The 18,038-nt window shown below is 65.9% G+C and carries 19 protein-coding genes; 7 read left to right on the top strand and 12 right to left on the bottom strand.

The features are described 5' to 3' along the window. Positions 1-73 precede the first annotated feature (73 nt). On the top strand, positions 74-1,282 hold the full coding sequence (locus tag K1X11_RS17210) for a hypothetical protein (RefSeq protein ID WP_221033236.1): 1,209 nt from the start codon (positions 74-76) through the stop codon (positions 1,280-1,282). Here K1X11_RS17210 and K1X11_RS17205 read toward each other — a convergent pair whose 3' ends face one another. The 7 genes from K1X11_RS17205 to K1X11_RS17175 are packed head-to-tail and all read right to left on the bottom strand — an operon-like array spanning position 1,283 to position 8,787. After that, the gene (locus K1X11_RS17205) at positions 1,283-3,328 is read right to left on the bottom strand and encodes a cytochrome b N-terminal domain-containing protein (protein ID WP_221033235.1); all 2,046 of its coding nucleotides are present in this window, start codon (positions 3,326-3,328) and stop codon (positions 1,283-1,285) included. A 53-nt stretch (positions 3,329-3,381) separates the two neighbouring features. Beyond that, positions 3,382-4,371, bottom strand: coding sequence for an SCO family protein (locus tag K1X11_RS17200; protein WP_221033234.1), 990 nt, complete (start codon positions 4,369-4,371; stop codon positions 3,382-3,384). Further along, the gene (locus tag K1X11_RS17195; protein ID WP_221033233.1) at positions 4,352-6,076 is read right to left on the bottom strand and encodes a cbb3-type cytochrome c oxidase subunit I; all 1,725 of its coding nucleotides are present in this window, start codon (positions 6,074-6,076) and stop codon (positions 4,352-4,354) included. Before K1X11_RS17195 ends, K1X11_RS17200 begins: the two co-directional genes overlap by 20 nt. 58 nt (positions 6,077-6,134) lie before the next feature. Further along, positions 6,135-6,659, bottom strand: coding sequence for a cupredoxin domain-containing protein (locus K1X11_RS17190; RefSeq protein ID WP_221033232.1), 525 nt, complete (start codon positions 6,657-6,659; stop codon positions 6,135-6,137). A gap of 33 nt (positions 6,660-6,692) precedes the next feature. Further along, positions 6,693-6,842, bottom strand: coding sequence for a hypothetical protein (locus K1X11_RS17185; RefSeq protein WP_221033231.1), 150 nt, complete (start codon positions 6,840-6,842; stop codon positions 6,693-6,695). Next, entirely contained in the window at positions 6,839-8,278 is a 1,440-nt protein-coding gene (locus K1X11_RS17180) for a cbb3-type cytochrome c oxidase subunit I (RefSeq protein ID WP_221033230.1), read from the bottom strand. Before K1X11_RS17180 ends, K1X11_RS17185 begins: the two co-directional genes overlap by 4 nt. Positions 8,279-8,328: 50 nt before the next feature. Further along, complete coding sequence (locus tag K1X11_RS17175) at positions 8,329-8,787, bottom strand: RrF2 family transcriptional regulator (RefSeq protein ID WP_221033229.1); 459 nt, start codon at positions 8,785-8,787, stop codon at positions 8,329-8,331. Positions 8,788-8,917: 130 nt separating this feature from the next. On the opposite strand from K1X11_RS17175, the gene cyoE reads away from it, so the two are divergent. Beyond that, positions 8,918-9,880, top strand: coding sequence for a heme o synthase (cyoE, locus tag K1X11_RS17170; RefSeq protein WP_324726015.1), 963 nt, complete (start codon positions 8,918-8,920; stop codon positions 9,878-9,880). 7 nt (positions 9,881-9,887) lie between these two features. Here cyoE and K1X11_RS17165 read toward each other — a convergent pair whose 3' ends face one another. From K1X11_RS17165 to nirK, 5 genes are all read right to left on the bottom strand, one after another. Further along, on the bottom strand, positions 9,888-10,346 hold the full coding sequence (locus K1X11_RS17165) for a plastocyanin/azurin family copper-binding protein (protein ID WP_221033227.1): 459 nt from the start codon (positions 10,344-10,346) through the stop codon (positions 9,888-9,890). 95 nt (positions 10,347-10,441) lie between these two features. Beyond that, positions 10,442-10,975 carry a c-type cytochrome gene (locus K1X11_RS17160; protein ID WP_221033226.1) on the bottom strand — a complete coding sequence of 178 codons (534 nt, stop codon included), beginning with the start codon at positions 10,973-10,975 and terminating at the stop codon, positions 10,442-10,444. A gap of 84 nt (positions 10,976-11,059) precedes the next feature. Next, a complete protein-coding gene (locus K1X11_RS17155) occupies positions 11,060-11,611 on the bottom strand; it encodes an SCO family protein (protein ID WP_221033225.1) in 552 nt (183 codons plus the stop codon). Between the two features lie 137 nt (positions 11,612-11,748). Further along, entirely contained in the window at positions 11,749-12,534 is a 786-nt protein-coding gene (locus K1X11_RS17150; protein WP_221033224.1) for a formylglycine-generating enzyme family protein, read from the bottom strand. 30 nt (positions 12,535-12,564) lie between these two features. Further along, entirely contained in the window at positions 12,565-14,076 is a 1,512-nt protein-coding gene (nirK, locus tag K1X11_RS17145) for a copper-containing nitrite reductase (RefSeq protein ID WP_221033223.1), read from the bottom strand. 175 nt (positions 14,077-14,251) lie between these two features. On the opposite strand from nirK, the gene K1X11_RS17140 reads away from it, so the two are divergent. From K1X11_RS17140 to K1X11_RS17120, 5 genes are all read left to right on the top strand, one after another. Continuing rightward, the gene (locus K1X11_RS17140) at positions 14,252-14,482 is read left to right on the top strand and encodes a DUF2249 domain-containing protein (protein ID WP_221033222.1); all 231 of its coding nucleotides are present in this window, start codon (positions 14,252-14,254) and stop codon (positions 14,480-14,482) included. Between the two features lie 39 nt (positions 14,483-14,521). Then, positions 14,522-15,712, top strand: a complete 1,191-nt coding sequence (locus tag K1X11_RS17135; protein WP_221033221.1) for a trans-sulfuration enzyme family protein — start codon at positions 14,522-14,524, stop codon at positions 15,710-15,712. A 75-nt stretch (positions 15,713-15,787) separates the two neighbouring features. Next, positions 15,788-16,324 (top strand): DUF2249 domain-containing protein, encoded by a 537-nt coding sequence (locus tag K1X11_RS17130; protein ID WP_221033220.1) that lies wholly within the window; start codon positions 15,788-15,790, stop codon positions 16,322-16,324. 85 nt (positions 16,325-16,409) lie between these two features. Next, positions 16,410-17,657: a hypothetical protein gene (locus K1X11_RS17125; RefSeq protein WP_221033219.1), complete on the top strand. Its 1,248-nt coding sequence runs from the start codon at positions 16,410-16,412 to the stop codon at positions 17,655-17,657. After that, the gene (locus K1X11_RS17120) at positions 17,654-17,983 is read left to right on the top strand and encodes a metal-sulfur cluster assembly factor (protein ID WP_221033218.1); all 330 of its coding nucleotides are present in this window, start codon (positions 17,654-17,656) and stop codon (positions 17,981-17,983) included. Before K1X11_RS17125 ends, K1X11_RS17120 begins: the two co-directional genes overlap by 4 nt. Positions 17,984-18,038: the final 55 nt, after the last annotated feature.

Raw genomic sequence — 18,038 nt, 5'->3', positions numbered from 1 at the left:
TCCGATCCAGCAACCGCAAGGGACTTGGTCAGGGTTGCCACACAATCCCCCCATCTTCTCCATCCCACGCACGATGTCCGCCCCTACCGCTTCCACTAACTGCCGCGCCCACCGCGCATTTGCCGTGGCGCTGGGATTCCTGGCCGTGAGCGCTGCCCTTGGCGCAATATTGCGGTGCCTCACCCTCCATCCGGTGGCAGGACTCAACTACGGGCACTTGCTCCACACGCATTCACACGTCGCCTTCCTCGGCTGGGTGTTCAACGCGTGTTTTGCGATCGCGCTGCACCGCTTTCTGCCCACCCTGGCCCACCCCGGCTGGTGGCGGCTGTTCGCAGTGCTGCAGGTGGCGGTGCTGGGCATGCTCTGCTCGTATCCATTTCAGGGCTACGGCCCGGTTTCCATCGCCTTCTCCACCCTGCACATGGGGGCATCGGCTGTTTTTGCGTGGTGGCTTTGGCGCGGCCACGTTGCAACTCCCGCCGCGCGGCCCCACCTGCGGATCGCATTGGGCGCAATGGTGCTCTCGGGCCTCGGCCCACTCGCCCTGGGGCCCCTGGCCGCGCTGGACCTGCGCGACTCCCCGTTCTACGCGCTGTCGATCTACTTCTACCTGCACGCCCAATACAACGGCTGGTTCCTTTTCTTCCTGCAGGCCACTGTGCTGCAGGAGGCGTCCACCCGCCACCAGATCGACGAGCGCGCCGCCACTCGCTCAGCCCACTGGCTGGGTGCGGGGTTGGTACTGACCCTCGCGCAATCCACATTGTGGCTGCATCCGCCCGCGTGGGTCTTCGGCGCCGCGGCCATGGGCGGATTGGCGCAACTCATCGGTGTCGTCCTGTTTGTCCGCGCCCTGCGAACCGCAGGGAGGCCGCCAGGCGGGCTTGTTCGCATTCTCGCCGGCCTCGCCCTCGGTGCTTGGGCGCTCAAACACATTTTGCAGGCGGCGGCAGCGTGGCCGGGACTGCTGGCTCTGGCCAATCACCGTTTCATCGTCATCGCGTTCCTGCACCTGGTGTTTCTCGGCATCGTCACCCCGGCCCTGCTGGCCCTGGGCCTGCGGTGGCACTGGCTGCCGGACGGGCGCGGTTTGCGGATCGCGCTCGCCGGTTTCTTCGGCAGCGTGCTGGTCTCCCAAGGCATCCTCGTGCTCTGGCCCCTGGGCTGGACGTTCAAAGGGGCAAATCCCTTCACCCTGCTGGCGGTTGCGGCCGCCGTGACCGCCCTCGCCGCCGTCGCGCTCGCTCTGTGCCGGACGCAGATGCGGTCGCAAAGCTGATCACTCGAGACGGAAGCCTTCGGTCGGTTCGTAGGTGATGACGTTGAGGTGGCGTTCACGAGCTTCGACGGTGCCCTGCCAACGTTGCTCACCCGCTTCATCCCGCAGCCGAATCTCGACGACATGCGCGCCAAGCTCGAGGTTCACCCGCCACACATCGATGGCGGGGCCGTCGCGCGAAATCCCCTTGGCGTCGTAGGTGCGCGTGTTCGCTTCACCGTCGACCGTGAGCGTCACCTCCACCGGCAGGCGGTGCGGCTTACCGACGCTGGCGCCGCGCATGTGCACGGGCAACTTGGCCAGCTCCTCCGCCGAACGCTCCGTCGCGGCCGTCTCCCGTGGACCAAAGGCCTTGAACGACAACACCAGCTCGGGCGCGACGCCCTCCGGATTCGTTACGCGCAGGTGACTGCCGCCAACCGTCAACGCCAGCAACAGGCCCAGCACTCCCGCCAACACCACGGCGCCGCGCCAGGAGCGGGCAGTCGAGAACGTCGACGCCCCATCGCCCGCCGCACTCCACGCCGCCACCCGTTGCTGCAATCCCGCTTCGCCACCGGGGGTGAAGTCGAACACCCGGATGGCGTCGTCGTGGCCGCCGGCCCGCTGGGGACGGAAGGCTGGTTTGCGTTCGCCCATGAGCCGTTGTTCCGCCCAACGATTGCCGTCGCGGGCGGCAGATTCACCGCGCCCGTCGCGCACCACCAGCACGCGCTCAATGCCCCCGGCCAGCAGTCGTTCCACAAACTTCGGTCGCACCCACGCGGCGGTCGGCACGCCATGCACTTGATATCCCGGGAGTGTGCGTCGCCACGCGGACTCATCAAACCGTTGCACGCCGCCCACCGCATCCCACGCCACCAGCGCCACCCGCACCGGTCCGGTGCCCTGTGTCAGCGCGGCCTGCGTCACCGCCTGGATCGCGGGCTCCTCCGCCACCGCGTCGAACCACGGCAGGTGCATCGCCTCCGAATCGCAGGACCCGACACACACACCGCAACCGACACATCGCGTCGGGTCCACCCACGCCTGATGGTCCCACGGTTTGCCATCCGTGCGCGGCACCATGTGCACCGCGTCGTAGGGACAATCCTGCTCGCACTGGGTGCAGGCGTGGCAACGGCCGATCTCCACGGTGGTTTGGAACAGAGCCGAAGGCCGCGGACCTTCGTCCTGGCGCCGCGGCGCAAATCGGCGGCCAAGCAACCACGGCACTCCCGCCCCCAGCAACCCGACTCCGGCGATGGCCAACCATAATCCGCCCTTCTCAAACCGCGAAGCCAAGGCCAACGGGGAGAGATACCACGCGTCCACCGTCAGCACCTCCGGACGTTCGGCCATCCGTGCCGGTGGGTCCAGAGGAGCCGGAACCATCCACGCCGCGATCCCGAGCGCAACCACCAACGCGATTTTCAAACGACGATCCGGCAGGAGCTTCACCCGGGTCAAGCGCACCAGGTGCGCCGCCAGCCCCACCGCGATCAGCAAGGGCAGCAACATGTGCAGGAAAAACACGACGAAGAACAGTAGACTCGGCACCAACCGATCGGTGAGAAACAGCCGCCCGAGCGGTTCGCCAAAAATCGGCAGCGCGTCGAGAAACCCCATCGAGGTGACCGCGATCTGCCGCGCGGGTTGATCCCACACCAGCCAGTAGCCGGTCCAGCCGATGAACCACACCATCACGATCATGCCAACGCCGCTCACCCACGGGAGCCAGCGCGCCCCGGTGAACTTCAACGCTGTAAGCATGCGCAGTGCGTGCAGCGCGATGAACAGCATGGCGAGGTCGGAGCTGTAGCGATGCAGCGCGCGCACCCAGCCACCCAGCGAACGGCCGCTTGCCGCCAATACCGCCAGCGAATCGTGCGCCTGGTGCAGACTCGACCGATACCAGATCAACAACGCGATGCCCGAAAACACGGCCAAGACGAGGGACCAGTTCGCCAGCCGCCCGGTCTGTGCCCAGGGATTGTCCTCGGCCGGCAGGTGTCGCTGCACCCAACCGTCCCACCGCGCCCATTGCGCGTCCAACGCTCGCAGCAAGCGCTCGCCCCGCGCGGTCGGCGGTGGCGCGAACGGATTCGGACCGCCTGCGCTCACAACCGCGCCGCCTCCGCCTCGGCCGTCAGCGCCAAAATGGCCTCGCGCAGCCAGCCTTCGTGCCGACGATCGAGATTAAAGCGATAGGCGATCTTCCCCTGCGCATCGAGTAGGATGAACAGATTGGCATGCTCCACCAGCCCCGTGCTTGGATCCCGCCGGGCCGAGAACTGCCAGTTCTCCAGCACGGCCTTGGTCGGCGCCACCGGTCCATTGAGGTAACGGAACTGTGGATACGTGAATCCGTAGGCCTCAGCCACACCCGTCATAAGCTCGACCGTATCGTATTCCGGACTTAGCGAAAACGCCCACACCCGCAGGCGGTCGCGCACCTCCGCCGGCAAGGCGTCCAGCGTATCGCGCACCTGCAGCAGGATTTCCGGACATGAAGTTGAACAGGTGGCGTAAACCCCGGTGACCAGTGTGACCGCGCCGGCCAGGTCCGCATCCGTCGCGGCCTCACCACGTTGATCAACTAGCGCAAAGGTGGGCGGCTCCAACTGGGTGCGGATGCGCTCGCCCGGAAACGGCGGCACCGGCAGCTCTGCCGCCGGTCGGCCGATGGCATAGAGTCCACCCACCGCCACCAGACCAAACACCACGCCCGCCATCGCCGGTCGCACCGGCCGCGCGAGTCTTGGCGCGGGGTCCAACGAGCGGCCGCGGCCCATGCGCCAGATGCCGACCAACACCCCGCAGATGAAGAGCGGTTCCGCCAGCATGATGACCACCGCCATCCACTCCATGCCACCGGTGCGCGGATCGTAGCTGAAACACCACACTTTGAACTCTTCGGCAAACGCGCCCCAGAAACCCCAGTCCGCCGGGGCGAACAGCACCGCCAGCAGAAAGAGTTCATAGACGGCCGTTGCCGCCCCGACGAAAACCGGCAGACCGGCGCCCGTCAGGAAACGGCCCAGTGCGACGCCACTGCGTCGCACCGGACCGCGGCTCCGGTGAGAAGACTCAGCGCACGGGCCAGACATCGGCGAGGGCCTTCCAATTCGCGAAATAATAGACTGCAAAACTCGCGAGAAACACCGCCGTCAGCACGATCGTGCCCCGCATCGCCCAATGGTCTTCGAGCAGCGCCTCGCCCGGCGCGTTGGGCAGGGTCTCGGCCACTCCCCAGTCGGCCATGGCGCGGCCTGCGTTGGATTTACCGAAGAGCAGTGTGCCCACGCAGAGGATCACGAAGAGGAACAGCCCCGTGACGGCCACGATGGCGCCGATGCCCATGATGCCCAGGAAGAGGTGCGCCGCCGGACCGTAGATGCCCGAGTGCTCAATGTCATACACGCGCCGGGCGACGCCCAGCGAACCCGCGAAGGACATGCCGAGCGACACCGCCAGGATGCCGCCGCCAAAGAGCCACGGTTGCACCCGGGCCGCGCTGCGCCAGATGAAGTCACGACGGAAGATGAGCGGGATGACATAGTAGGCCAGTCCCATGAAAGCCAGGGTCGTGCCACCCACCACCGTCGCATGGAAGTGACCGGTGATGCGCAGCGTGTTATGGGCGATGATGTTGATCTGCTGCGTGCCGAGTGTCACTCCGGTGATGCCACCGACGAAGCCGAAGATGAGCACCGACAACAACGCCGCCGAGAACGCCGGATTGCGCCAGGGCAGCGCCGACACCCAGCCGAACAGGCCCTTCACGTGGCCCTTGGCGCGCATCGCCATTTCCACCGACGCCGGCACCGTGAAGCCGTGGATCATCGACGCGAGCACGGCGAGATACATGGCGTAGGAGGTGTTCCAAATCTTCCACGTCGCACCCACGCCCGGGTCCACCAGGAGGTGGTGCGCCGAGGCAAGATTGATGAACAGAATGTAGAGCACAAACGCGCCCCGGCAGACCGTCTCGTTGACCGGTTTCGCTCCGGTCGCGAGCTGGCCAATGAGATACCAGACCGAGACCATTGCGCACACGTTGACCTGCTGCGACTGGTGACCCAGTCCCCACCAGATCATGCGATACCACATGGGGTCGGGTTCTGCGATCCACCCAAGCGAGAAAAGGAAGGTTGGCACCATCACGATCGCGCCATGCAGGAGCGTCACCACCGCGATGATCGCCGCCGCCGTCGCGCCAAAGGTCACCAACGGCACCGAACCTTCGTAGGTTTTGTCACGGCGCGCAATGTAGAGCGTGGCGAAGAAATTGTAGACACCTACCAGCGTGCCCACCGCCATCAGGATGATGCCCAGATAAAACAACGGGTGAGCAAGAAGCGGCAGGTAACTGGTCATGAGCACGTCGGCCTTGCCCTGCAGGATCACCACGTTGGTCATGACCGCGCCGGTGAGCATCATGCCAAAGGACAGCCACGCGACCTTGCGCGAGAACAGCTTCGAATTCAGCGGCACCGTGCAGGCGAAGTAGAGGATCGCGATCTCGAAGAACAGGATCCAGAAGATCAGCATGTTCAGGCCGTGGAAGGTGAGGATGCGATAGAACCAATCCACCCGCAGCAGATGGACGGCCTGCCAGCGCGTGAGCGCGAGCAGGATGGCGGCGATGCCGCCGAGCAATAGAAACACCACGGCCGAAACCGCGTTGAGTTTGATAAACTGCTGGGCGCCGAGGCAGACCTTCAGGCCGGTCGTGTCACAGGGGCGAGCCTTGGCGCCTGGAGCCGAAAGCGACGCCGGCCCGGGCGCGGACAAAGTGGCGGAGGAAGACATGGATGGGAAAAAGCGTTGGAAAGTTGCAGTGGAAAACGTCGAGGCGTCGGTCGGCGGATCACTCCACCAGAATGTGGCCGATCATGTGTTCGTGGCCGATGCCGCAGAACTCGTTGCAGATGATGGTGAAGGTGCCCTTCGAGGTCGGTGTGATCGTGAGCACGTGGTCGTAGCCCGGCAGCACCTGGAAGTTCATATTGAGCGGCTGGAGCGAAAAGCCGTGCTGCAGGTCGCCGGAAGACAGGTGCAGCCGGTAGGTCTCACCCTCACGCAGCTTGAGCACCGGATACCACGACCACATGCGGGCAAAGAGGTAGGCCTCGCCGCCGGGGGCGGGCTCAACCAACGGAAAACCGTTGTGCTCGCCCACCTGATTTGCGGTTACGAACCGTTCGGTGCGCTCCAGGAAGTCCATCGGCGCGACCGCATAGGCCTCGCCGCGACTGTTCTGTTTCCCCTTAAAGTGCCAGTAGGGCATCATCAGGCTCAGCACGAAGCACCAGAGCAGCGCGAGGCCGATCCAGAGCTTTTCGGCCCCTTCGGGGGCGCGGAACCAATCGCGGGCGGGAAGCGTAAGACTCATGGGAATATCTCCAGGGGATTGGCGCGCTGCGGCTCAGGGGAGCTGCGCCGGGGGCACGTTGTAGAGTTCGATCCAGCCCCAGAGGGTGTAGGAAAGCAGCGGGATGACCACGCCCAGCACCAGGAGGAGCCAGGGGTTGTCCATCAGTCGCTGCAGCAGCGGAGTTTTTTGGGTGGGTTTCATGATGAAGCAGGGAGGGTTAAACGTGGCGCGGCGGATCGTTGCATCCGCCACATCAGGACAAGAAACCAGATGCCGCCCACGGCCGCGACGAGGCCGCCCAGGCCCATTACGCCGAGGCCGATCTGCTCGCTCAGCGAGCGCACGTGCTGCTCGGAGGCATAGGCCTTGCGCCCCGCCCCGTGCGCACCGGCAAACGCAAAACCGAGGGCAAACACCGCCTGGCCGATCCCGAAGCACCACAACTGCCGTCCCGCCCGCCGCCAGCGCGCGAGGTCGAGCCCATCGGTCCTTGCTCCCGCTACGATCAGATAACCGGCCGCCATGAAAGCCGCGGTCACGCCACCCAGCGAGGCGTGGTAGTGCGCGGGCACCAGCGTCGTGGAGCTCCGGATACAAGCCCCGAGCACGAAGCCCAGCAACGTAAGCCCGGCGCTCATCTGACCGGCCCGCAGCGCCAGCAGGCCCACGCCGTCCCGAGCGAGGCCGTGCCGCCGCGCATGCCGCACGATGAGTCCAAGGGTGAGCAGCACGACCGGGAAAATCGTCCAGCGCATGAGCCAGGTCGCGCTCTCCACGTAGAGCCGGTGGTCGGCGCCGTGCAGACTGAACAAGGGGAGCAAAAGATGCGGCCCCACCAGCGCCCCAAACAATCCACGCGCCATCCGGGCCGACAGCACCGCCTGGCCGGTCGCCCGTCGGGTCAGCCACAGCCACACCGCGAGCATGGCGCAGACGTTGGCGACCTGGAGGACGTGCCCGGGCGCCCAGTGCGCCAGCTCAAAATGGGTCAGCCGCTCCAATCCCGCCGGCAATGCGGCGCGGGTGCTTATCCACGTCGCCGCCGCCGCCACCAGGGCGACAGTCGCAGCCAGGATGCCGGTGGCGGCGTCCCCGGGCAGCTCCGCCGCCGCCACCCGGCCCGTCGCCAACAGACCACGTATCACAAAACTGAGCACACCCGCAAAAAACAGCGCCAGACCGCCGAGAAACAGCGGATGATCGATGACCGGCACGTAGTTGGCCAGAATCGGCTCGGCACCGCGCACCGCCGCGCCCGCCAGCATCAGCACCACACCGATCAAGGACAGGCCGGTCGACGCCGCCGTGCCAACGTCGCGCAGGCGGGGCGCCCGCATCGCCGCCAGCGCCGCTGCCATGGCGTAGAACCACACCACCAACGCGAGGTCCACATGCACGACCAGGCAACGCTTGAAGAACAAGGGATCGTCCAACCAACGCGCCAACCACGGCAGCCGCCCCACCACGACCGCCAGCGACAGCAGCCCCGCCAACCAGAGACTGCCGAGCGCCAGGTTGAGCCAGCGCAGCGCGGGGGCGGGAGTCGCCGTCACGAGCGGGGCGGTCAGGTGACGCGTGCGCCCCGGTCCCAACGAAGGGAGCGCGGTGACGGGAGGTGGCAGTATCGACGCGGACATGGACGTGACCGCACTGTAACCGCTCCCCCACCCGGCCGCCTTGATCTGGATCAAGCCTTGTCACGAGTTTCGACCTTCAGTCCAACCGATCGATCTCCGCCGCGTTGATCCGCCTGGAACACTGCGAGCGTGGTCGAACGCAGGTAGTCCCGCCACTGGCCGCAGAGTTGTTCAACCTTTTGCGCCACCAGGCAGCCCTCGCCTGCGGCTTCGCCGACCGTGGCCAACGGACACAGCATCTTTCGCGTCCGTTCAAAGGGCACGACAATCTCAAGCAGCGCAACCTGCACCGGCGGCACTGCCAGCCAATAACCACCGCCTGGTCCGCGGGTGCCATCCACCAGCCCCCGCGCCGACAAAGCGACCAAGACCTTGGCCACCACCGGCTGCGGGTGACCGCAGGCGCCCGCGATCTCGACCGAGCTCAATTTGGTGCGACCGCCATCGAAGTTCCGCGCCAGCACCGCTCCGGCGGCGAGGGCCGTTTGCGCGAGCTTGCCGAAACCCATCACGACCGACCCTCCCGCAGCGTCCGCCGCCTGCCGCCAACGGGACGATCAAAAGAAACAAGGGCGTCGGAGGCATCCATCAGCATCGCTACCACCCACCATAAGTGAAGTCCGCGCCCCGCGCCTTGATATGGATCAAGGTAAAACGCGCTCATTTGGTCTAGGCTGCGACATGCCTCCCGCCCCTCGTCCCCTCGCGATCGCCTCGGACCATTTGAATCCTAGCTCAACAGTTTGTGAACGCCTGCGTGCGTTGGTGGCGCTGACCAAACCGCGGCTCGCCTTCTTTTCAGTCTGTTCCGGAGTGAGCGGCCTGCTCGTGGCCCGACCGGAGGCAAACCTGATCCTGCCGGCCCCCCTGGGCATCGCGCTGGCCGCCGGCGGGGCGCTTTCCTTCAATCAGTGGTGGGAACGCGAACCCGATGCGCTCATGCGCCGCACGGCTGATCGCCCCCTGCCCGCCGGGCGCGTCTCGGCCGGCACCGCGCTGGGCTTCAGCCTCGCGCTGAGTCTGGCGGGCTGCGGTTTGTTGGCGGCTACCACCACGCCCCTGGCCGCCGCGATCGCCGCGCTCATCATCGTGCTTTACGGTCTCGTTTACACGCCAATGAAACGGCGCACCCGCTGGGCCACCGAGGTCGGCGCGATCTCCGGCGCCCTGCCCCCCTTGTTGGGCGCGGCGGCGGCGGGCGCGCCACAGCACCCCGCAGCATGGGCGTTGGCGGCCGCCCTGTTGTTTTGGCAGATGCCCCACTTTTTTGCCGTCGGCTGGATGTATCGCGAGGATTACCGCCGCGCCGGATTTCGCCTACTGCCGGTCATCGACGCCGATGGTCGCGCCACCGCTTGGTGGTCGGCCGGGCACGCCGGGCTCATGGGCGCCGCCGTCTTGATTCCCTGGTCGCTAGGCGCGGTCGGGCCGATCTACGGCACGATCGGGATACTCTCAGCCGGCGCGCTACTTCACGCCGCCTGTGCCATGCTGCGCCAACAAAACGACGGGCGGGTCCAGCCCGCCCGTCGTCTGTTTCTGGTCACCATCGCCACCCTGCCGCTCATGATGATCGCGCTGGTGGCGGAGACCCTGTTCTAGCCTTGGTTCATTTGACGACCAGCTTGCCACGCATGATGGCGAAGTGGCCGGGGAAAGTGCAGAGGAAGGGATACTCGCCCGGGGTGGCGGGAACCTTGAACTCGATCGTATCGCTCTGGCCCCCAGCGAGCAGCTTGGTGTGCGCGATGACGGCGGACTGATCGTCGGGCAGGTAGGTCGGAGCCTTGCTCTGGGCCTTCATGCCGAAGGCGTTGACCTCGGCGGGGGTCGACGGCTTGAGCAATACCCAGTTGTGCGACATCGCCTGTGCGGGCATCTTACCGACATTCGTGAGTTTCACGCGCAGAGTCTCGCCCGGCGCGGCGGTGATTTCCTTGACGCTGAACTGCATCGCATCGTTGGCCGTGATCGCGACTTCGCGCGGCCCATCGGCGGCAAAAATGGAGGCCGCCAAACTGGCAAGTCCGAGAAGGAGGGAAGCAAGAAGCTTGGTTGGTTTATTCATGGCAGGTGCACCCTAACCGCAAGTGCCCTCCGCCCGCCTTGACGCCGGTCAAGATCCGATACGATTTGCGCGAAAGACCGCGACTTAGGGGCAGTTCAATTGCCGTTACGCAAGGCGACGACCTGCTCCAGCGAAATTGATGGCGCCTGATTGCCCCACGCTTTCGCGATATAGTTGACCACCGCCGTGACCTGCTCGTCATCGAGCGGCAGGGCCGGCATCGCACTGTTGTAGTCGACTCCGTTGACCGTGACAGGACCAACCAGGCCATGCAGCACGACCTTCGCGGCCGCCTCGATGTCGGTCGCGAAGTAGTCGGACTCAGCAAGCGGCGGAAACGCCCCGGGCAACCCCTGACCGCTGGCCTGATGACAGGCCGCGCAGTTCTGGGCAAAAACGCTCGCCCCGAGGTCGGCGGAATCGCCGCCGGCTTCGGCCACATCCGCCTTGGGCTCCTCGCTCACGGTCAGCTGGGTTGCCACCGGCGCGGAATCTCTGGGCCGCGGGTGGAATGATGCCAGAACCGATTGCGTCAGTGTGCCGGCAAAAGTGAGGACCACCCCGGCCAGGAGGCCGTAGGAGAGTTTGACCGTGAAAGGAGTGCGGGTCGGACGTTCGAGCGGGGGCATGATCACCAGCTTAGCCGCTACCGCCGTCGCAGGCCTTGATCTGCATCAAGCCACTCCTGAATATTTTCGCGGTAGCGCTCGGGCTCAGCGTGAAGTGGCGAGACGCACGAGAGCCTCGCTCACCCCCGGCAGGCCACCCTGCAGACCCTCGCGGCGGTGCGCAATCGCGCCGCCGGTGTCGAGCACCGTAATGAGGTTGGAATGCGAGAAATCGCCGCTCGGTTCCTGACGAAACTGCACGCCGAGTAACATGGCGAGGGTGCGCACGTCACCGTCCGCGCCGCGCATCAAGGTCCAGCGTTGGTCGGCCCCGGCCTGCTCGCGAAAGGCCTGCAACTTTTCCACGGTGTCGCGCTCCGGGTCGAAACTCACCATCACAAACTGCACCTGCTCGCGCACGTCCGGTGGCAGCGTTTCCTGCACTTTGCGCATGTCGTGAGCCAGCATCGGGCAGGCGTAACCACAGCTGGCGAAGAACATCGTCAGCACCACCGGCCGGCCGGCAAAGTCGGCGAGGTGGCGGATCGCACCGGTGTCGTCGGTGAATTCGGCGTCAAAGTGATAAAGCGAGGCATCGGGCAGGACCGCGGCAGATGCGGCGGCCGGTGCCTCAGCACAGCAGGCAGCGGTTTTCACCTCCGCCGGGGTCTCCGCGCAACACGCGTCCGCGGCGGCGGACGGCGCGGGGGCGGACGAGTCGCAACAGGACGAAGCCGCCTGCAAGGCCGAGGGACAAAGTAGAAGCAGGGACGCGAAAAGAACATTTGAGGCATTCATGGCGTAACGACGCAGCGGAAGCCCAGGTTGGGCACACAGTAGGCAGCGCGCAGCGAGCTGCGAAAACCTGCGCGCATGAAGGCCGGGTAATCGGTGTTGTCGCGGGTCCCGACCGAACCCGCGCCGCAGAAAAGATTGCGCTCGAGACCGGTGTCGGCCCGCGATTCACCGGTCACCAACGCCGTGTTAAAATCCTCGACCCATTCCCAGACCAGGCCGAACAGATCGTGAACGCCGAGGCGGTTGGGCGCTCCACCGGCCACCGCGGGCAACGGACCCTCGTTGGGGCGGGAAAACCACCCCGCCATGACCTCGGCGACCGCCGGGTCAGTGCGGGCATTGTCGGTGCTGATCCCGACCGCCGCCGCCCGTTCCCATTCGGCGATGGAGGGCAGGCGCGCGCCCCAGGAAGCCGCATAGGCGCGGGCGGCAAACCAAGAAACATAGACCACCGGGGCGTCCGGCGGCGCAGCCGGCCCGAGTTCGAAGTCACCGGCCCAGTGAGCCAGATACTGGGAATCGACAAAAAGCCGCCGCGCCCGGGAGCGGGCCCACTCGGGGTGGGCCCGCACGAAGGCAAGGAATTCGGCATTGGTGACCGGTCGCACATCCATCCAAAAGCTCGCCACCGGCACGCGTTCCGGTTCATCGCGTGAACGCAGCAACGGAGCAAACTCTCCCGCTGGCACCAGGACCTGGTCGCGTTCCGCCCCATCAGTGGCCCGAACGGGCGCACCCACAAGGACGAGCGCGAGCAAAGCGAGATGGCGGTGGGAAGTCATTAGAGGGAGCGGGCGCGGCGGACGGATCGATCAGTTGGCGGTGCGCACGCGCTTCACGTCAGCGGGGGTGACCACACCATCGGTGTTACCGAAGCTGTTCATCACAAACGTGAGCACGTCGGCGACCTGCTCGTCGTTGAGATCCTGCGGCGGCATGGCATTGTTGTAGGTCGTGCCGTTGACGGTGACCGGGCCAGTGAGGCCCTTGATGACCACCTTGATCGCGCGATCCTTGTCGGCCATGAGGTAATCGGACTTGGCGAGCGGCGGGAAGACCGCCGGGATGCCGTTGCCATCCTGGCCATGGCAGGCGAAGCAGGAGGAGAAGTAGATGCGTTTGCCGCGCTCCATCTGGATCTCGGTATCGATCTCGGCAATACGCGGATTGGCCGCGATGACCTCTTCGCGCTCGGCCCGCAGCGCCTCTTCGCGACGGGCGGCGTCGGAACCCGCCTCTGACTGGTCGCCGAGATAAACCTCATCGACCTCTTTGCCGGAGTAGACAATGGCGTCGGGTTCGCCGTTGACCTTGAGCATACCCAGCGCGCCCTTGTTGAAAGCGCGGATGAGCGAGTGATCGACCAGGATGTAGGTGCCGGGAACCTCGACGCGGAACTCAACCATGGCGGCGCCGCCTGCGGGCACGAGCGTGGTCTGCACGTTGTCCTGATTGGCGATCGTGCCACCCTCGCCGTAGACCCGGTCAAAGATCTCACCGATCACGTGGAAGGAGGAAATCAGGTTGGGTCCGCCATTGCCGACAAAGAGGCGGACAGTTTCGCCGACATTGGCGGTGATGGCCTTGTCTCCCACCATTGAGCCGACTGAACCATTGAACACCACATACGGGGGCCGCTCGTCGAGGGCCTTGGGCATGTCGAAGGTCTGCAGGCCGGTCTCGCCATAGGCGCCGGCGGTGTAGAACTCGCCCTGCATCACGTAGTATTCCTTGTTCACCGCCGGCAGACCGCCGCGCGGTTCGACGAGAATCAGGCCATACATGCCCGCGGCGACGTGCACCGGCACCGGCGCGGTCGCGCAGTGGTAGACGTAGAGCCCCGGATTGATGGCCTGAAAGGAAAAGACCGAGGAATGCCCCGGCGCGGTGAAGGACGAGGCCGCGCCGCCGCCTGGACCGGTGACCGCGTGCAGGTCGATGTTGTGGGGCAGTTTGGATGTTGGGTGATTGGAAAGGTGGAACTCGACCAAGTCGCCCTCACGCACGCGGATGAAGAGACCGGGAACTTCTCCGCCAAAAGTCCAGAACGTGTAATCCACCCCGTCGGCGAGGCGTTTGACGACCTCGCGCACTTCTAGGTTCACCACCACGCGGGCAGGATGGTCGCGTTGAATCGGCGGCGGCACGTGCGGGGCGGCGGTGAGCACGGCCTGCTCGGTCGGCAAACTGGCGGCAAACTCGGCCTTGCGGGCGTCGGGTTTGGCTTGGACGGGTTCTTCGGCTCGCAGCAGAGCGCTCGCGCCAAGGAGGAGCGACGGCAGGGCCAGGAGGCGAACCAGACGGGAGAGGTTGCGATTGGTCATGGGGTTTATCGTGAGCTTGGGTTGAAGTGAACTGGGCCATTATCGTCCGACCTGGCCGGCAAATCCTTGATCTGAATCAAGCCCCGCTGGCTATTAGCTCTTCGACTTCGCGTCATAACCGACTTCCTTGAGCTGGCTCAAGGACGCATTTGCCTCGACGCACTACACTCGTCCCATGCCCAACGATACGACCTTCGACGTCAGGCCGCTGCTCCGCGCTGGCCGCGAACCCTACGCCCAACTGCGCGCCCTGATCAACGCCCTGCAACCGGGAGATTCTCTGACGGTCATCGCGCCATTTTTACCATCTCCCTTGATCGAACTCTGTCGTTCACTGGGACATGAGGTGAGTCCGACGCACCGGGCCGATGGTGCGTGGTCGACCCGCATCACGCGCCTGGAGTAACCGGAGCAGAGCCCCCAACGCCACCACACCATTCGTTCCATGTCCCCCGAAAAGCCTTCCTTCGACACGCTTTGCGCCCACGCCGGCACCAGCCGCAACGCTCCGGCCATCGACAACCTGCCCTTCGTGCCGCCCGTCGTGCAGAGCACGATCTTCCAACTCGGCGACTCCGCCCAGGCCGAAGCGATTTTTTCCGGCACGCTCCCCGGCTACACGTATTCGCGTTTCGGTAACCCAACCGTGGATACCCTCGCCGCCACCCTTGCGCGTCTTGAAGGCGGGGCCGGCGCCTGCATCACGGCGTCCGGCAACGCCGCGGTGCTTTGCGCCGTGACGATCGCCCTTGCCGGCCGGAGCGGTCCGTTGGTCACCCATCAGGACATCTACGGCGGAAGTTTTGAGCTCCTCAGAATCCTTCACGAAGTCCACCACGTGCCGGTCGAGTGGGTGGACGCTCGGGATGAAGCCGCTTGGATCGCAGCCGTCGGCCGCGCCGGAGCCGTGCTCTTGGAGACCCCCTCCAACCCGCTGCTCCGCCTCATCGATGTCGCCGCCACTGCGGCCGCCGCCCAACCCGTCTGCGCCCCGGTGATTGTGGACAACACGGTCGCGACGCCATTCAACCAGCGCCCACTCGCCCTCGGCGCCGACTGGGTCGTGCACTCCACCACCAAATACCTCAACGGCCACTCCGACATGATCGGCGGCGCGTTGATCGGTCGAGAACCGCTCTCCGACCTCGCGCGTCGCATCCACAAAAACCTCGGCGGCACGGTCAACGCCTTCGACGCCTGGCTCGTCCTGCGCGGCCTGCGCACCTTTGCCCTGCGCATGGCGGCGCACAACCGCAACGGTGCCGCCGTAGCCGCCTGGCTCGCCGGCCATCCCGCGGTCACGCGGGTCCACTACGCAGGTTTACCCGCGCACCCGCAGCACGATCTGGCCCGGCGGCAGATGCAGCACGGCGGGGCCTTGCTTTCGTTCGAACTCGCCGGTGGAGAAGTCGCCGCGCGACGCTTTGTCGACCGCCTTCACCTGATCGTGCACGCCGTGAGTCTCGGTGGCTTGGAAAGCCTCGTGACGCGTCCCGCCATGTCGAGCCACCGGGGCATGAGCCCGACCGACCGCGCCCGCGCCGGCGTTTCGGACGCTCTCATCCGGCTATCCGTCGGCGTGGAAGCCGAAGCCGACCTGCTGGCCGATCTCGATCAGGCGCTGGCCGGGCTTTGATTTGTAGCAAACTGCGACATCCTTGATGCGCATCAAGGACACCGCAGCCGCGGGTCGGTAGGATGGCGAAGCGTTATGAACCCATCCCTAGAATCTTCCACCGACACTCGCTTCGATGTGCGCCCGATTCCGTGCCGCATCAAACACGGCATGATCTTTGAACGCTGGCACAACCTCGCGGTTGGTGAGCACTTCACCTTGGTCAATGACCATGATCCGGTGCCGCTCTACTACCAGTTCGCGGCCGAGTTTCCCCACGCCTTCAACTGGGAATACGAAGAACGCGGGCCCGAGCAGTTCGCCGTCCGCATCACCCGCCTCGCCCCCACGCCCCGGCCCGCAACTCCGGTGACCGCGCCTGCAGCCGCCCCCACCGGCAGCGCTTGCGGCGGTGTCACGCTGGTCGATGCCCGCGGACTCGAACCACCCGAGCCCATGCTGCGTATTCTCGCCGCACTCGAAGCCCTGCCGCCCGGCGACACCTTGCAGGCCTTTACGGACCGGCAACCCATTCACCTGCTGCCCGAACTTGGAAGTCGCGGTTGCACTCATGAAGGACAGGCCGAAGCCGATGGTTCCTGGCGCACCAGCATCACCAAGCCACGCGCCTGACCGGACGCCGACCGGCGCGGGGCGGGGCCGCCCGCCCCCCGCGCCCGCTCTCGCTCCCGGCACGGGACTTTCCGCCCGTCCCGCCTTGGCGCTCAGCTATATCGTCGCCGGGCTGCTGTGCCTGCTCGGCGCGACAGCTTGGCTGGCGCTCCAGCCCGGGCTCGTGCGCCTGCCCTACGTGCACCCGCACGTGGTGGGATTGATGCACCTCTGGCTACCGGGTTTCCTGCTCACCGTCTGCCTCGGTGCCGTCTACCAACTCGCCCCGGTCATTCTCGGAGCTCGGCTCGCCGGGGTCCGCGCCGCCTGGTGGCACCTCGGCCTGCACCTGACGGGCCTACTCCTACTGGTGCCTGGGCTCGCGCTTGGGCGCTACCTCGCCGCCGCGCTCGGCGGCACGTTGATTGCCATCGGTGGTGTCATTGGCGCGATCGTCGTCGGCCGCACCTACCTCGCGAGTTCGCGCCGCGACGCCATCGCCGCCTGCCTGCCCCTGAGCACCGGCTGGCTCGCCCTCACCTTCGTGCTCGGGGTGATCACCGCCTCCAACCGGCACACCCCGTGGATTCCGGTATCCATTCTCTCGTTACTCGGAGCCCATGCCCATCTCGGTTTGGCGGGATTCTTCCTCACCCTGCTACAAGGCGCGGGCTTTCAACTCGTTCCCATGTTCACGCTGGGTTCGGCCCAACGACCGCGATGTATCGCTGCAGGGCTGATCTGCACGCAGGTCGGACTGCCGCTGCTAGCGCTCGGACTCGGTCTGGAGCGTAGCCCTCTGGCAACTCTGGGCGCGTTGCTGTTACTCGGCGGCATCGTTTGTTCGGGGGCAGCCCTCGTCGCTACCTTGCACAGTCGGCGCAAGCCGAAGCTGGAGACACCGTTGCGGGCGTTTCTGACCGGACTGGGCCTGTTGGCAACGGCGGCCATCGGCGTGACGCTCACCCGCCTCCTGCACAGCGGCGCCTGGCCCTCGCCGGTCGCCGTGTCCCTCTACGGGCTGGTGCTCGTGCCTGGCGCGCTGGCCTTGGCGGTCATGGGCATGCTGCTCAAAATCGTGCCGTTTCTCACCTGGATGCAGGCCTACGGTCCGAAGGTCGGCAAACAGACCGTGCCGCGGGCCACCGACCTGAGTCGCCCCCGACTCGAAGCCGCGTGGTTCACGCTGCACCTTGCCGCCCTTTCGACGCTCTGCGTCGCAATGTGGTGGGTTGCCCCTGTTTACACCTCGCGCGTCGGCGGACTGACGCTGTTCGCTGCCGCGGCCATCTACCTGATCAATCTCTGCAAAATCCTGTGCCACCTGCGTCCGACCAAGGCCTCCTCAAAATGAACACCGATACCGCTCTCGCCACCGCCGTCATCCACGCCCTCGGCACGGTCATGGACCCGGAGTTTGGCATCAGCATCACCGATCTGGGGCTGATCTACTCCGTCGATGTTGAACCCGAGCGCCTGCGCGTCGCCATGACGCTCACGACCATGTATTGCCCGTCGGGCCAGGTGCTCTTCGACGGCGCTCGCACCGCCGCCGAATCGGCCAGTGACGGACGACCGGTGGAAGTCGAAATGGTCTGGGACCCGGCCTGGACGCCGGATTGCATCACTCCGGCCGGACGGGCGGCGCTCGGTTGCACCGATCCGGGCGAGGAACACTGAACAAAGCAGTTTTCCCGGCCATTCGGCGGTCCGAAGGGAGTTGCGCAGGCCGCTC

Origin of the sequence: Actomonas aquatica, from assembly GCF_019679435.2 — a bacterium.
In the GTDB taxonomy this organism is placed as follows: Bacteria; Verrucomicrobiota; Verrucomicrobiia; order Opitutales; family Opitutaceae; genus Actomonas; species Actomonas aquatica.
This window is presented reverse-complemented; position numbering and strand designations above follow the sequence as displayed.